Annotated in this window: 13 protein-coding genes; 8 read left to right on the plus strand and 5 right to left on the minus strand. The window is 41.0% G+C overall.

Annotation, left to right across the window (positions count from 1 at the left end; genetic code table 11):
• Nucleotides 1-308: 308 nt before the first annotated feature.
• Complete coding sequence (locus ACGLYD_RS15740) at nucleotides 309-1,439, plus strand: DUF5050 domain-containing protein (protein WP_338655108.1); 1,131 nt, start codon at nucleotides 309-311, stop codon at nucleotides 1,437-1,439.
• Between the two features lie 1,082 nt (nucleotides 1,440-2,521).
• Here ACGLYD_RS15740 and ACGLYD_RS15745 read toward each other — a convergent pair.
• From ACGLYD_RS15745 to ACGLYD_RS15765, 5 genes are all read right to left on the minus strand, one after another.
• Entirely contained in the window at nucleotides 2,522-3,433 is a 912-nt protein-coding gene (locus ACGLYD_RS15745) for an aminopeptidase (RefSeq protein ID WP_399629107.1), read from the minus strand.
• 29 nt (nucleotides 3,434-3,462) lie between these two features.
• On the minus strand, nucleotides 3,463-4,134 hold the full coding sequence (locus ACGLYD_RS15750) for an AroM family protein (RefSeq protein ID WP_399629109.1): 672 nt from the start codon (nucleotides 4,132-4,134) through the stop codon (nucleotides 3,463-3,465).
• Nucleotides 4,131-5,291 carry an amidohydrolase family protein gene (locus ACGLYD_RS15755; protein WP_399629111.1) on the minus strand — a complete coding sequence of 387 codons (1,161 nt, stop codon included), beginning with the start codon at nucleotides 5,289-5,291 and terminating at the stop codon, nucleotides 4,131-4,133. Before ACGLYD_RS15755 ends, ACGLYD_RS15750 begins: the two co-directional genes overlap by 4 nt.
• Nucleotides 5,291-6,370 (minus strand): amidohydrolase family protein, encoded by a 1,080-nt coding sequence (locus tag ACGLYD_RS15760; protein WP_399629114.1) that lies wholly within the window; start codon nucleotides 6,368-6,370, stop codon nucleotides 5,291-5,293. Before ACGLYD_RS15760 ends, ACGLYD_RS15755 begins: the two co-directional genes overlap by 1 nt.
• 79 nt (nucleotides 6,371-6,449) lie before the next feature.
• Nucleotides 6,450-8,042 (minus strand): ABC transporter substrate-binding protein, encoded by a 1,593-nt coding sequence (locus tag ACGLYD_RS15765; protein ID WP_399633267.1) that lies wholly within the window; start codon nucleotides 8,040-8,042, stop codon nucleotides 6,450-6,452.
• A gap of 311 nt (nucleotides 8,043-8,353) precedes the next feature.
• On the opposite strand from ACGLYD_RS15765, the gene ACGLYD_RS15770 reads away from it, so the two are divergent.
• From ACGLYD_RS15770 to ACGLYD_RS15800, 7 genes are read left to right on the plus strand one after another with little or no spacing between them, the layout of a single operon-like run.
• Nucleotides 8,354-9,322, plus strand: a complete 969-nt coding sequence (locus tag ACGLYD_RS15770) for an ABC transporter permease (RefSeq protein WP_187045838.1) — start codon at nucleotides 8,354-8,356, stop codon at nucleotides 9,320-9,322.
• Entirely contained in the window at nucleotides 9,319-10,212 is an 894-nt protein-coding gene (locus ACGLYD_RS15775) for an ABC transporter permease (RefSeq protein WP_399629117.1), read from the plus strand. The genes ACGLYD_RS15770 and ACGLYD_RS15775 overlap by 4 nt, the downstream gene beginning before the upstream one ends.
• 17 nt (nucleotides 10,213-10,229) lie before the next feature.
• The gene (locus ACGLYD_RS15780) at nucleotides 10,230-11,243 is read left to right on the plus strand and encodes an ABC transporter ATP-binding protein (protein ID WP_342539120.1); all 1,014 of its coding nucleotides are present in this window, start codon (nucleotides 10,230-10,232) and stop codon (nucleotides 11,241-11,243) included.
• The gene (locus ACGLYD_RS15785) at nucleotides 11,236-12,204 is read left to right on the plus strand and encodes a dipeptide ABC transporter ATP-binding protein (protein WP_342539121.1); all 969 of its coding nucleotides are present in this window, start codon (nucleotides 11,236-11,238) and stop codon (nucleotides 12,202-12,204) included. The genes ACGLYD_RS15780 and ACGLYD_RS15785 overlap by 8 nt, the downstream gene beginning before the upstream one ends.
• Before the next feature lie 19 nt (nucleotides 12,205-12,223).
• Nucleotides 12,224-13,174 carry a DUF1177 domain-containing protein gene (locus ACGLYD_RS15790; protein ID WP_338655095.1) on the plus strand — a complete coding sequence of 317 codons (951 nt, stop codon included), beginning with the start codon at nucleotides 12,224-12,226 and terminating at the stop codon, nucleotides 13,172-13,174.
• Nucleotides 13,171-14,439: an ArgE/DapE family deacylase gene (locus ACGLYD_RS15795; RefSeq protein WP_342539122.1), complete on the plus strand. Its 1,269-nt coding sequence runs from the start codon at nucleotides 13,171-13,173 to the stop codon at nucleotides 14,437-14,439. Before ACGLYD_RS15790 ends, ACGLYD_RS15795 begins: the two co-directional genes overlap by 4 nt.
• A 57-nt stretch (nucleotides 14,440-14,496) precedes the next feature.
• A complete protein-coding gene (locus ACGLYD_RS15800) occupies nucleotides 14,497-15,258 on the plus strand; it encodes an IclR family transcriptional regulator (RefSeq protein WP_342539123.1) in 762 nt (253 codons plus the stop codon).
• The last annotated feature ends 245 nt before the right edge of the window (nucleotides 15,259-15,503 follow it).

Raw genomic sequence — 15,503 nt, forward strand, 5'->3', positions numbered from 1 at the left:
GGAGCCCCTCTTATAGAACGCTTTACAACCTCTTACACTTCTCTTAAACAATTAATAGCCAACGTCTTTTAGTAATGAGTACGCCTGAATTTGAGGATTTCTGTTTATTCTTCTCTAGACGTTTTACAGATTCGTAACATTAATTATTGATGCGCGAACAACACTTTACCAATCTCACACTCAGGCATTATGGTATACTACTGTTAATTACAGTCAGTAAACTAAAGTCCTAATCAGATAATTAAATTAAGAGCGTTAAAGGGAATATTAATAGTTAAAATGGCGCACTTTAATTTGGAGGAATTCCATTGAAAAAAATATTTTTCACACTCTTATTTATCGCACTGTCATTTGCTAGTTATTCGACCCATACACAAGCTGCTAGCAATGAAAATCCTGGATTTAAAACGGCTGTAGCAGCGGACTCATACAACTTAATCCGTTCCTCTCTGTTAAAAAATGAACGTACTGGGCAATTTGTTAGCGCAGAAGTTTCATATAAACAAGTTGACGCGCTTATTCAAAAAGCAGTACGTGAAAATCCTGAAATACTTTATTTTGATTCGGCGATGTCATGGTCAAACGGTGACATTGAGTTTTCGTACTCACTCCCTGATAGCACAATAAAAAAGAATAAAGCAGCTCTTTCAAAAGAGGTTGACAAGGTACTTGCCCAAATTATCAAGCCCGGCTTCACAAATTTTGATAAAGTAAAAGCCATTCATGATTATTTAGTATTGAATGTTGCTTATGATCACAAAAACTTTCAAAATAACACCATCCCTTCTGATTCCATTACAGCTTATGGTGCACTTATAAAAGGTGTGGCCGTTTGTGATGGATATACGAAAGCTGCTCAACTTCTACTTAATCGCCTTGGTATTGAAAATTACTATGTTGACGGATATGGAAATGGCGGTCAGCATTCATGGAACTTAGTCAATCTAAACGGTCAGTATTACTTCATGGACATTACCTGGGACGACCCCGTTCCGAATGTAAAAGGTGCTATTAGTTATAAATACTTCCTAGCCTCTGCCGATCAACTGCGAAAAGACCATAAATGGAACGAAGCGGATTGGCCAATTGCCAAGAGTAAAACGTACAGTTTCTTGAACGACTTTAGCTCGATGATCGAATTCAAAGGATACTATTACTACAGCAGTATTTCGGACAAGGATACATTGTATCGAGTTAAGAAAGATGGAAAATCTAAGCAAAAAGTTAACAATGTAAGGGCTCCTTATTTCGCCATTATCGATGACTGGATTTATTTCAGTAATTATTCGAAAGGCGGCTTCTTGTATAAGATGAAAACAAATGGATCCAAACCTCAACAACTAAATGCTATCCATTCAGTCAATCTAGTCGCAGTGAACAACCAGCTTCACTATACTGATTCCAAAACTAAAAAAGTTCTTAAATTGACGATAAAATAAAAAACTCCTAATCGGATTTGGCCGATTAGGAGTTTTTTCATGGTATCTTTTTAGTTTGACTAGAATGCTTACTCGTACTGGCTTAGCATTGAAGATATAGATTTGTTATTTATTGCAAAATCATGATTATCTAGAGTTAATAGAATGCTGGGTTTCTTACACTGAAAGGAGGTATTTTCATCATACACTCGATTGTAGTTGATGATCTTCCTTATCGATTTACTTTGGCCAGATATCGAATATCAAAAGGCTAAGATTCAACCCCATACATCAATTTCACATTTGCGAAAAACATTTGCCAACTCTTTGGAGTGCATTAGTCCATCAGAGACAAACAAGTTCTTTATAGCAGATAGACCTTTTTTGCAGTGGGTCGGCTAGCAAGAATGATATGTTATATGATCGCTCGCCATGGGATATGATCGGTTGGAAGGGAGATATGATCGTTCAACATGGGATATGATCGGTTGGACGAGATATATGATCGTTCCCCCTGGGATAAGATCGGTTGAGCGGGATATATGATCGCTCGCCATGGGATATGATCGGTTGAGCGAGATATATGATCATTCAACATGGGATATGATCGGTTGGACGGGATATATGATCGGTCAACATGGGATATGATCGGTTGGGCGGGTTATATGATCGGTCAACATGGGATATGATCGGCTAAGCGGGTTATATGATCGCTCGCCATGGGATATGATCGGTTGAGCGGGATATATGATCGCTCAATATGGGATATGATCGGTTGAGCGGGATATATGATCATTCAACATGGGATATGATCGGTTAAGTCGGATATATGATCGGTCTACATGGAATATGATCGGTTGGGCGGGTTATATGATCGTTCAAAATGGGATATGATCGGTTGGGCGGGTTATACGATCGCTCTACCTGGGATATGATCGGTTGGACGGGATATATGATCGTTCCCCTTGGGATATGATCGGGCGACAGTCTTATATATTCTGACAGCCTGTCCCTTTGAAAACCTCCATTCAAAACAGCTCAGATTCATTAACTGAATCCGAGCTGTTTCATTTTTATATCACGTATGATTAGCTATTATCCACTCAATCCCACTCAACAATAGGTTCTTTCGTTACACAGTCGATATGCACATTTGTTTTAATGGTGCCGCCAAACGTATGATTCGAGCCAAATGCCACATGTATCGTATGATAGGCTTTTTCGTCTTCCAGTATAATGCCCGTCAATCGGGCAGCGTAGTTCGTGCCAATACCAAATTCGCAAAGCAGTCGTCCGTCACCTTCGCCCAGTATTTCTAGCAACTTTTCACCATTTTTGCCGCTTGCAGTCGTTAACCTACCTTTTTCAATCGATAGGATGACTGGTTCTTCTAGTAATCCTATCGTAGAAATCGTGCCGTTTATTTCGATTGTTCCTTCAGCTGTTCCTTCAATCGGTGCAATATAAGCTTCCCCCGATGGAAGGTTACCAGAAGCCCCTTTTTCCCGGAATACTCCCGTACTTGGAACACCATTCCTTCCGTCTATCGGGATGACCAATTCATATTGACCTCCCGTGCGAATTGTTACTTTTTTCGCAGCTGTTAGTTTGGCAGTCATTTCATTTGTTTCTTGTTCCACTACGCTGTAATCGGCAGCCATCGCCCCATTCAGGAACATATCTTCCGTAATGCCTGGCATTGTAATGACACTGATACCTTTTGCGTTTGCGTTTTTTCGTGCGACAGTATGTGTCAGTGAATGTTTCGTCAAACAAAAGACTAGTTCATAATTTAACATTTCATTCGCAGCTGCTTCCGGTGGTTCTTCGCCAGACTTTGTTCTGTCTTCCATGATAAGCGAACTCACTTGCCATCCGTCTTTCTCCAGTGCATCACTGAACTTCTTGCCTAGTTTTTCGGTGCTGACATCCGTAAGAACGAGAATATTGACGGTTTTATCGACCGAGAAGTTATTGACCATTAACGTTGCGACCGTTTGTTGAAAGTCTTTCAATTTTTCTCCACCCTTTCGCTTTAAATTATTCACAACATCTCAGCTAGTGAAGAAAACACTACATTACGCGCAACAAGTACTGGTTTTGTAGTATACTCAACCATAATTTTCTTCATTTCGTCCGTATATCCCATGCAATCTAACACTATCGCAGTGACAGGCAACTTGTCCATTTCCTTTGCAACATTAATTAAATTTTCACTTTTAAAGTCATATGGAGAACTCGCTAAAACGGAACAAGTAAAACCTGCATCGTCCCACTTTTCCGTAATGCTTTGTGATTGCTCAAGTAATGGGACGACGATACCTAATTCCCCCTCTTTAAATAAGCCTTTAACGACATGGCTCAATAAATAGTCCGGATAAACGATAGGTATAGCAGAATCAAAAAGGTCAAATTTCCCCGTACAAGCAAGTAATATTGTGTCAATGTCTTCCATCTGACATTCATCTATTAGCCGTTGCAATGCGCTAACCACGAATTGTTTCCCTAGCGTTACACTCGAGCCATCACGTAGCCGTGAAACTAATGTTTTTTTACGATCCACAGGCGCAAGTGCTTCAATTTCTGATGTTAATAAATCATCCAGTATACCTTTTTCTATTAATCGTAAATTCTTCGGCAAGTATTGAGTGATGGCTGGAATCATATCGGCCCTTGGACTTTGCCCAATTGTAAGGATACAAAGAGTTTTCTTCATTCAACAAATCCCTTTTCGTACACACTTTCACCATTAATATATGTTGAGAGTACATTTGCTTGGGCCTGGAATGGCTGATGAGACCAAATGACAAAATCTGCATGCTTTCCAATTTCAAGTGAACCTACCTTTTCGTCTACGCCCATAAGTCGAGCTGCTTCATATGTAACACTTTTTAAAGCTACCATTTCATCCAATCCGAATTTAACTGCTTCCGCAGCACAATAAATAAGGTATTGAATCGGAATAAATGGATGATCCGTCATGATTGCAAATGGTATTCCCGCATCATGAAACATTTTCGGTGCCATTGGCGTGGAATTTCTCGTTTCATATTTACTTGCTGGCAACATGAATGGACCAAGCGTCACACTCGCTCCGCTATTCTTAACCGCGTCCAACATCATATGCCCTTCCGTACAATGTTCAAGCGATAGCAACACATCGAATTCTTTTGCAATTCGGATAGCAGTCGCAATATCATCAGCGCGATGGCAGTGTAGACGTAACGGCATATCGTGTTCCAATACCTGTATAAAGGGCATTAGCTCACTTTCATCTTCCCTTACCACTTCCCGTTGCTCTTTCGTCAATTTTTGTGCATCGCGAAAACCTTGACGTATAATATCTGCAACAGCCATCCGCGTCATCGGTTTTTTTTGATATTGATTGCCAAAAACATTTTTAGGATTTTCCCCAAGCGCTCCTTTTAAGCCACTGCGTTCTACAAGAATACGTTTTTCCAAACTTCCTCCACCAGTTTTCATGATACTCCATGTACCAGCTATTGGATTCGCACTGCCTGCACCTGTCTGAATCGTAGTTACTCCTCCTTCAACCGCTAAGTCAAATGAAAAGTGGCGAATATCAATCCCATCTACTGCTGCCATCGAAGGCGTCCAAGGATCTGAGTATTCATTGGCATCATTTATCTGCTCACTAATCTCTCCCCATATCCCGACATGCGTATGCGCATCGATTAGACCTGGCGTTATCACCTTTCCAGAACAATCGATTACTTTAGCTTCGCTTGGAATAGGAACTTCAGTGCCTATATGTGTGATTAAACCGCCTTGTATCCAAAATTCACCGTTTTGAATGACTGTATTCGATTTGTCCATTGTATAAAGTGTGGCATTTTTCAATACAGTAACCATTAAAATCCTCCTTTACGGTAAACTTCTTGTCCTTTAATGAAGGTATGCAGGACATTTGCAGTTAAATTTAACGGATGCTGATCCCAGATAACGATATCGGCAAATAGTCCGGGTGCAATAGAGCCTGTTAAATGATCGATTTCCAGTAGTTTAGCTGCATTTTTCGTTAAGGCTAACAATGCATCTTCAGATGAAACCCCTTCGCGAAAAGCAAGCGATGCTTCGAGTTTTAAATGTGTAACAGAATTGACGGGGTGATCGGTCGCAAAGCCGAAGCGTAAGCCTGAATCTTGAAGCGTTTTGTAGAGCGCCGGTTTCAGATTCTTCAGCTCCAATCGTTCAATCGCTTGAAAACTGGGTCCTCCGATACTACTGTTGGAATGCGTCAATACTTCTTTATCGACTAGTCCGCATTCTGTCGCGTGAACTAATGTGATTGGCACATCCACTTCTTTTGAAATTCGGATTGCGGTTTCGATATCATCCGCTCGATGGCATCTTACAAATACTTTTCTGTTGTCCAATTCCCCTGATCTTTTTAACCGCTTCAGTGTAGTCCTAATCCTTTGAGCAATACCCATTCGCGTTAAAGGCATCTTTGTTTGTTCCATAAAGGACTTTTTAGGAATATCACCCATCGAAAAAGAAAAACCTACTTCATTATCAATCAGCATCTCTTCAACGGTAGAACCATTCATATGAATGATAGCCGTTTTTGCACCTATCACACTGTTAGGCGCGGACAGGATATGTGCAGTTGTGACTCCTGATGCAACTGCATCTTTAAATGAAGGATCAAACGGATAAATGCCATCCGTCACAGATAGTTGTGTCGGATCTTCTTGTTGGGGCTCATAGGAATCATTGCCTTCCCAACGGACACCTGTTTCGCGTAATCCAATTTGAGAGCAAGTGTCAATCAATCCGGGTGTAATGTATAGATTAGTAGCATCTATCGTCTTAGAAATCGTACTTTCATCACAGCTAGCCAATAATTCATCCGTGAAAAAGATGTCTTGTTTACTAAACACCCCACTGTTGGAATCTAGTACCCATCCATTTTTAATAACAGTTGTCATATGACTCCTCCTCATATATACGCTGAAAAAAGCAGAGACTCAGACCCTCTACTTTTTTCAGCAATACCTATTTTACTACTTACTTTTTAATCCAAACATTTGCTCCGTTCGGGTGAACGATTTGGATAGAGTTATCCGCAGACACTTCATATCCTTGAACTTTTTTACTGATGCCCGCTGTTGCTTCCTGAACATCAATTTCGATACGCGGAACGTCTTTCAAGATAATTCTCAATGCTTCTTGATAAATTGCTGCGCGTTCATCTTGATCGGCCGTTTCAGATAATGCACGATCTAACAGTTTATCAACTTCAGGGTTGTCATAGCCTTTCCCGTTTCCTAAAGCACTAAGTTGATCTGTGTGGAACAACTGATAAAGGAAGAAGTACGGGTCTGGATACCATGACCAGCCGCCAATGGACATCGGTGCATTCCCTTTAGATACCGTGTCACTGTAAGTTCCCCACTCTACGACTTTAATTTCTACATCGATGTTGAGGTTTTCTTTCATTTGATTTTGGAAGATTGTTGCGTATGGAACTCGCGCTGCCCCAACGTAAATTTCTGTTTTAAAGCCATCTGGATAGCCTGCTTCAGCAAGCAACTCTTTCGCTTTTTCCGGTTCATAAGTTGGGACTAGTTTTTCTAGTTCTTCATCGTAGCCCCAAGATCCAGTAGGAAGTGGCAGATAAGAACGGACAGCACCGCCCCATTGGTTAACACCAGATACTAGTTCGTCAACATTTGTTGCTTTATAAATCGCTTCACGAACTTTAACGTCCGCAGTTGGTCCAACTTTATTATTCAAGTCAAGATACGTAATAGATAGCGCTTGGATAGTTAGTAATTCAAAGTTCTCGTCTTTGTTAATCAATTCTCTATTTTGTCCTTTAACATCCAAAGCGACATCGATATCGCCTGAACGCAATGCGTTTGTCATCATATTAGGGTCCGCAATAACTTTCATCCGTACACCATCTAAATGCGGTTTACCGCCCCAATACTTGTCATTTCTTACCAAGTCAATTTGCTGATCCTTTTTCCAATCTTTAATGGCAAACGGACCTGTACCCACTAAGTGCGCACCGAACTCATCGCCCCATCCTTCAACCTCTTCTTTTGGCACAATTGAGTTACCAGCATCAGTCAATACAGCTAGCAAAGCAGCATTAGGAGTTTCAAGATGGACTTGTACTTCAAATTCACCTGATACATCTACTTTTGTAACGCCATTAAGTCTGTTCATGACAGATTCATTTACTGATCTTTCCAAGCTATATTTTACATCTTCGGCAGTCATTTGACGGCCGTCTTGGTATTCACCAGGTTGGAAGAAGACGTCGTCCCTTAGTTGGAACGTGTAGACAAGCAAGTCGTCAGAGATTTGCCAATCTGTTGCGAGCGATGGAGTGATCTCGCTCAAGTCTTTACTATAAACTACGAGTGTATCTGCAACCGAACGCATAACTTGTGATTCGTATACGCCTGTATATTTAACCGGGTCAAGTGTTTGTGGATTTGCTGAGAGGCCAATTTGCAAAGTCCCTCCATCTTGAGGTTCCCCACTATTTTCTCCCCCTTTGTCTCCGTCCTTACTATCAGAACTTGGCGTGGATGACTTTCCTGAACAAGCAGCTAATACGAGTAACAGCGAAATACCAACTAAAAACATTTTCGCCCTTTTATATCCCAATATAATCCCCCCACTTCCATTTTGATTCACACTGTGAACCACTGATTCAACAGCGTTAAATTAGTTACTAACTTAACACGATTTATCATCAAATGTAAAGTATTATTTTAAAAGATTCTAATATCTTATAACGTGCATAATTATTCAAAAAGTCACTTCATTATAAGGCTCACAGGTAATTAAGAATTCTAAAGATTTACCATTTACTTTTTATTCAGAGGGTGGTACGCTATCCTAAATTCACATTGTGAACCAGTGTTTCAGAATAATAGAATGAGAGGTGGAAGTGAATGGGTAAGTACTTTCTTCGAAGACTGATTGATTTATTACCTACTGTTTTTGTTGTAGCTATTATCGTCTTCATCATTACACGTCTAATACCCGGAAATCCCGCAGCCGTTATGCTAGGCCCTACCGCCAGCGTAGAAGATATAGAAAAGCTGACGGAGCAATTGGGATTAAATGAACCCTTATATCAACAATTCTTCAGTTATATAACTGGTTTGCTACAAGGGGATTTTGGCACTTCATTAAGTTATAACCAACCCGTAACGGAATTGATCATGGAGCGCTTTCCAAATACGCTTGTCCTGGCAGTAGCCGCATTAATCATTGCGCTGGTTATTGGTATCCCGGCAGGAATGATTTCTGCATCTCGTCATAACTCCATTTTGGATTATGTGGTTATGTTAATTTCACTAATCGGCGTGTCGATGCCCATTTTTTGGCTCGGTGTTATGTTAGTTCTTTATTTCAGCGTAGGTTTAGGGTGGTTTCCTGCAACAGGAATGGGAACCTTAAGTGAAGGGCTCATCCCTTATCTCAAGCATCTTGCATTACCAGCTATCACACTTGCCACCATTCCAATGGCGACTTTCGCCAGGATAACACGATCTAGTATGTTAGAGGTTTTATCACAAGAATATATTAAAACGGCACGTGCAAAAGGGGTCAGCGAGTTTTGGGTTATATCAAAACATGCTTTTAAAAATTCTCTTACACCCATCTTGACGGTGCTAGGCATGCAAATTTCAATGCTACTTGGAGGAGCAGTTTTAACAGAAACAATCTTTAGCTGGCCGGGGATGGGACGATTGATTGTCGATGCCATCGATAAAAGGGACTTTGTCGTTGTACAAGGAACTGTATTATTCATCGCCATCATCTTTGTTGTCGTCAACTTGCTAGTAGATATGCTCTATAAAGTTGTCAATCCGCGAGTCAATTATCTCTCGAAAAAAGGGGGCGGTGGAAAATGACACTGACTCAGCCTACTAGTTCTCGTCCAACTGCCAAGGATAATGTAATTCCAAAAGAAGCGAGTTTTCTTAAAAAGCTGTTCAAAAATAAATTAGCCGCTTTTGGATTAGGAGTTACTATTTTAATGGTCATCGTAGCTGTATTTGCGCCTTTAATCGCAACACACACTCCCAATAGTATGGATCTTGCGAATACACTTGCGAGTGCTGGAACTGAAGGTCATCTTTTAGGCACTGATAACTATGGCCGTGACCTTTTCAGTCGAATTATCTATGGAGCCCGAATCTCCCTTATCGTCGGTGTTTCAGCTGTTCTGCTTGGGGCCATTTTAGGTACCTTGCTTGGCCTGTTAGCTGGTTATTTCGGTGGGAAACTTGACTCGATTATTATGCGTACGATGGATGGACTTTTCGCATTTCCTTTTATTCTTTTGGCAATTACGTTAATGACGGTACTTGGTCAAGGACTGGTAAACGTTATTATTGCAATCGGAGTTGCTAATATTCCAGGATTTGCACGGATTGTTCGTGGACAAGTCTTAAGTGTTAAGGAAGAGGAGTTTATAGAAGTTACGAATTCATTGGGAGCCACACATCCAAGAATTATTTTCTATCACATTTTGCCGAACTGTTTAGCGCCGCTGATTGTATATGGAACGATGAGCATTGCAGGCGCAATCATTTCAGAAGCTGCCCTTAGTTTCCTAGGTCTCGGCGTCCAGCCACCTACTGCTTCTTGGGGAAGCATCTTGAAAGACGGGAAAGATTTCCTGGTCTTGAATCCTCAAATGGCTACGTTCTCAGGACTCGCTATATTAATAACGGTGTTAGGTATTAACTTATTCGGTGATGGTCTGCGTGACGCACTAGATCCGAAAATGAAAATTTGACGATTGGAGGGATGAATATGTCGGAAACTTTACTTCGCATAGAGGACTTAGACGTTCAATTCAGATCTTCCTCCTCTGTAGTGAAAGCCGTAAATGGTGTAAATATCACGTTAAATAAAAAAGAAACACTCGGTATCGTCGGGGAGTCCGGATCGGGTAAAAGCGTAACAGCTACCGCTTTAATGCGGCTAATCCCCTCCCCCCCAGGTAAAATATCCGGCGGGACCATCAATTTCGATGGCAAAGACTTGCTGAAGCTCTCTGAAAAAGAAATGAAAGCGATACGAGGCAATGACATCGCAATGATTTTCCAAGATCCAATGACGAGCTTGAATCCAGTGTTCAAAGTTGGCAATCAAATCATCGAAGCGATTCGAAACCATAAAGTGATATCCAAAAAAGATGCTAAAAAAGAAGCGATTGAAATGTTAAAAGTGGTCGGCATTCCGGAACCTCAAAAGCGAATTAACATGTATCCGCACGAGTTTTCGGGGGGCATGAGGCAGCGGGTTATGATTGCGATTGCATTGTCATGTAATCCGAAGCTATTGATTGCAGATGAACCTACAACTGCACTGGACGTTACGGTACAAGCGCAAATTCTAGATTTGATGAAAAAATTGCAACAAACAAACGATACATCTATCATCATGATCACGCATGACCTTGGTGTTGTCTGGGAAATGTGCGACAAATTGATTGTCATGTACGCCGGTTCAACTGTTGAATCCGGAACGGTAGAAACAATCTTTAATAACCCTCTCCATCCATATACATGGGGGTTACTAGAGTCACAAATTACAAAAGACGTAATTCACGGTGAGAAATTGCCTGCCATCCCGGGAAGTCCTCCTGACATGAGAAAGCCTATGCCGGGTTGTCCTTTCTATGACCGCTGTCCGTTCGGCCAAGAGATTTGTTTAACAACAAAACCTGAGCCAATTGAAGTAGAAGAGAATCATATTGTATCCTGCCATTTCCAAACGACAACGACTCGTTTAGAAAGAAAGGAGCGAATGTACGTTGACTGAATCGATTATAAAAGTACGTGATTTAAAAAAACACTTTCCTATTCATAGTGCCATTCCTTTTGTGAAATCGCATCAAAGTGTCAAAGCTGTTGATGGCGTGAACTTCGATGTTTATAAAGGCGAAACACTCGGTATTGTGGGTGAATCAGGTTGCGGCAAGTCGACATTAGCACGCCTAATCAATCAGCTTGTTCACCCTTCTGCTGGTTCTGTAGAGTTTAAAGGTAAAGATTTAGCAACTTTATCCGCTAAAGACGTTCGTGCAGCAAGGAAATCGATACAAATGGTATTCCAAAATCCTGATGCTTCACTAGATCCACGGAAGACGATTGAGTTTTTAATTGCCGAACCTTTAGTTATTCATAATATTGGCACGAAAGAAAGCCGTAAACAACGGGTGCACGAACTATTGGAAACAGTTGGGCTAAGTAGCTACCATGCCCGCCGTTATCCGCATGAATTTTCTGGTGGTCAAAAGCAGCGGATCAATATTGCACGTGCTCTTGCGCTAAATCCCGATGTCATCATTTGCGATGAACCGGTATCGGCGTTAGATGTATCTGTACAAGCACAGGTCATCAATCTACTTAAAAGTTTACAAAAGGAATTTAACTTGACCTATATTTTCATTTCACATGACTTAAACGTCGTTCGTTATATGTGTGACCGTATTGCAGTTATGTATTTAGGGAAAGTCGTTGAAACAGGTACTTTCCAACAGCTCTACGAAGATCCGAAGCATCCTTATACAAAGGCCCTGCTTTCTGCAATTCCAAAAGAAAATCCGTTCGAACACAAGGAACGTGTCATTTTGACAGGTGACGTACCAAGTCCGGTTAATCCACCTTCAGGCTGTGCTTTTCATGAACGCTGTCAATATGTGATGGATATTTGTAAAACCGACGCACCTGTATTGCAGACAATCGAACCAGAAAACCAAGTCGCTTGTCATCTATATTAAAAACTAGGAGGAAATGAATATGTCACTCAAACACGTAATGGAAGTTCTTGAATTAATGGATAGTAAGTTTGTAACAGGAGAAAGCATCAAAAGTTATTTGGAAGGTATCTCTTCCAACGGGGACATTTCTGTAGAAACAGTTTTCGGTGAAAAAGGATCCACTGATTTCATCAAAATTACACTTGCAGGCGAAAATGGAAAATCCAAAGGCGGTACTTCCCCTACTCTCGGTATTATCGGACGTTTAGGCGGTATCGGTGCACGCCCGGAAATGAAGGGCTTCGTTTCTGATGGAGATGGCGCGCTGGCATGTATTTCTACTGCTGCTAAACTTCTTGATATGTCTGGAAAAGGTGATGACCTGAAAGGCGATATCGTGTTAACAACACATATTTGCCCAGATGCTCCGACAACTCCTCATGAGCCGGTTGCTTTTATGGGTTCGCCTGTTGATATCCTTGCGATGAATCAACATGAAGTTACGGCTGAAATGGATGCTATTATCTCCATTGACACGACAAAGGGAAATATGATCACGAACCATAAAGGATTTGCAATTACACCTACAGTAAAAGCTGGTTACATACTAAAAGTCAGTGATGATCTTTTACACATCTACACACAATCTGCAGGAATCCTGCCTGTCACACTACCTATTACAACACAGGATATTACGCCTTATGGCAATGGACTTTACCATGTAAACAGTATTTTACAGCCTGCTGTTGCAACGAATGCACCGGTTGTCGGAGTTGCAATTACGACAGAAACGGCTGTAGCCGGCTGTGCAACCGGTGCTTCCCACCCTACTGATGTTGAACAAGTTGTTCGTTTTGCAATCGAAGTTGCAAAATCATTTGGTGAAGGTAAATGTGACTTCTACGATGAGACTGAATTTGAATTGATTGAAAAACTATACGGCACAATGAATCACCTCCAAACAAAAGGAAGTAAGGTGGAAGCAGTATGACTGATACAATAGCACTCAAGCAATTATTAATCGATGAAGTTGAAAAAAGAAAAGACGAACTAATTGAACTATGCAGTTCCCTTATCCAAATTCCAAGTGAAAATCCACCGGGAGACTCTACGGATATCAGCCAATTTATCACAGATTACTTAAAACAATATGATTTAGAGCCTGAGTGGCACGAGGCAAGCGACAAAATGTTCAACCTGATCTCTTCGTATGGCAACAAAGAAGGTAAAAATCTCATTTATTGCGGGCATACGGATGTTGTTCCAGCAGGCGATTTAACGAAATGGGATTTCAATCCATTCTCTGGTGAGGTTGTAGATGGCTGGATGCTCGGACGCGGTGCGAGTGACATGAAAGCTGGACTAGCGGGACTCATTTTTGTTTACGGTCTAATGAAACGGATGGACATTCAGCTTCCTGGACAATTAACATTAGCGATAGTTCCCGATGAAGAAACGGGTGGCGAATTCGGGGTGCCTTGGTTACTCGAAAACAAGCTGATTGCAGGCGATGGTGCACTCATCGCAGAACCTTCTTCTCCGTACAACCCGACGATCGGTCAAAAAGGGTCTTACTGGTTTGAGCTCGAGGTGTTCGGTACACCAGGACACGGTAGTCTTTCACCAATTGCCGGGAATAATGCAATCACTGATGCCATTAAAGCCATCGATAAAATTCAAGATTTATGGGATCTAAACATTACCATCCCGGATGAAATTAAACCGTTAATCGAAGTATCCCAACGCTATATGCGCGAAGTTGAAAAAGACAGACTGAAATTTCAGCCTGTGCTGGAAAAAATCACGGTTAACATCGGAACAATTCAAGGTGGAACAAAATCAAATATTATTCCAGAAAGTTGTAAAGTACAAGTAGACTGCCGCCTACCATTCGGAATTACACATGACGAAGTTTCTCTGTATCTAAAAGATGCTTTAGATAGTTTAGGCATCCGTTATTCCATTCGATTGTTCGGATTTAAAAGTCATGCTAACTACACTTCTGCAGAAGATCCAGTTTGCCGCGCAATTGTGGACAATATTACGTTCGTTACTGATCATGAAGCTTATGGCGTTATGCAGTGGGCAAGCAGTGATGCAAGACATTTTAGAGATTATAATATTCCAGTCTTACAATACGGGCCTGCCTATCTTCCAAGTATCCATGGCTACAATGAAAAAGTACAAGTAGAAGATATAATCCGCTGCGCAAAAGTGTATGCTGCGGCTGTAATTGATTTCCTATACGAAAAATAGTAGGATGATAGTATGATATCCAATATCTATAATTGCTCGTATAAAAGGAGTATATTAATGTTAAAGACAGTGAATCTAGCTTTAGAGGTATTGAGAATGTTTTCCAAAAGCAAGCCTGTTTGGGGTGGCCGGGAATTAGCACATGAAATGGAACTGAATCACACCAATATCTATCGAATTCTGGAGACATTGGAACGGAACGGTTTCGTCAGTAAAGACCCGATTACTAAACAATACTCATTAGGTTCAGTTGTTTGGGAATTGGGTACGGTTTTTTATGAGGGACTAAATATTAGTACTCTTATTAACCCTATTCTAGAGAAGTTAAGCGAGAAAACAGGAGAATCTGTTTTTCTAACGGTCCTGGATAAGGGAGAAGCTGTCACACTGATGGTAATCGAACCTAAAAACAAGGTAAAGTTCTCTGTTTCAGCCGGCAGCCGTGCTCCACTTTATGTAGGAGCTTCTTACCGATCAATATTGGCATATATGTCTGAAGAAACCAGAGAAAAAGTGATTACTGGTGAATTAGTGAAATACACTGGGAAAACGATGACAGATTCTACTGATTTGCGTAATGAGTTATCTTTAATTCGCAAAAATGGCTGGGCCGAAAGCCAAGGTGAATATACACCTGACGTTGTCGCACTTGCAGTTCCGCTACTAGTCGATAGCACAATTATCGGCTCAATCACGGTAGCGGGTCCTTCATATAGAATAGAAGAAGAACAAAAAAACATTGCCCTTCCATTGTTGCATGAGACTCGGGATGAGGTTGTGGAAGTAATTACGCGATATAAGTTGAAATTGAATACATGAAGTGACGAGACAACACCCCCCGACTAAAAATCATCGAGGGGTGTTTTTTTGAATATAGATGATTCTAAGTCAATTATATTGGAACATTGCTGCTTTGAAAGGTGCGTGCCTTGATAGTTCCCCTGTAGCTTCTCTATCCAACCACGTTAAATAGTCAGTTAAATTAGTTATCCGTAATAAATCAAGGAAATATCTCCAAGCATTGCTACCTTTCTTTCAATCCCGAGTCAATTCTGTTACATACC

Origin of the sequence: Sporosarcina sp. SG10008 (assembly GCF_044569405.1) — a bacterium.
GTDB lineage: Bacteria > Bacillota > Bacilli > Bacillales_A > Planococcaceae > Sporosarcina > Sporosarcina psychrophila.

Excerpts from the sequence above, each read along its gene's own strand:
- ACGLYD_RS15770 (WP_187045838.1), top strand. The coding sequence starts at position 8,354 with ATGGGTAAGTACTTTCTTCGAAGACTGATTGATTTATTACCTACTGTT.
- ACGLYD_RS15800 (WP_342539123.1), top strand. The coding sequence starts at position 14,497 with ATGTTAAAGACAGTGAATCTAGCTTTAGAGGTATTGAGAATGTTTTCC.
- ACGLYD_RS15780 (WP_342539120.1), top strand. The coding sequence starts at position 10,230 with ATGTCGGAAACTTTACTTCGCATAGAGGACTTAGACGTTCAATTCAGA.
- ACGLYD_RS15755 (WP_399629111.1), bottom strand. The coding sequence starts at position 5,291 with ATGGTTACTGTATTGAAAAATGCCACACTTTATACAATGGACAAATCG.
- ACGLYD_RS15790 (WP_338655095.1), top strand. The coding sequence starts at position 12,224 with ATGTCACTCAAACACGTAATGGAAGTTCTTGAATTAATGGATAGTAAG.
- ACGLYD_RS15795 (WP_342539122.1), top strand. The coding sequence starts at position 13,171 with ATGACTGATACAATAGCACTCAAGCAATTATTAATCGATGAAGTTGAA.
- ACGLYD_RS15760 (WP_399629114.1), bottom strand. The coding sequence starts at position 6,370 with ATGACAACTGTTATTAAAAATGGATGGGTACTAGATTCCAACAGTGGG.
- ACGLYD_RS15765 (WP_399633267.1), bottom strand. The coding sequence starts at position 8,042 with ATGTTTTTAGTTGGTATTTCGCTGTTACTCGTATTAGCTGCTTGTTCA.
- ACGLYD_RS15775 (WP_399629117.1), top strand. The coding sequence starts at position 9,319 with ATGACACTGACTCAGCCTACTAGTTCTCGTCCAACTGCCAAGGATAAT.
- ACGLYD_RS15750 (WP_399629109.1), bottom strand. The coding sequence starts at position 4,134 with ATGAAGAAAACTCTTTGTATCCTTACAATTGGGCAAAGTCCAAGGGCC.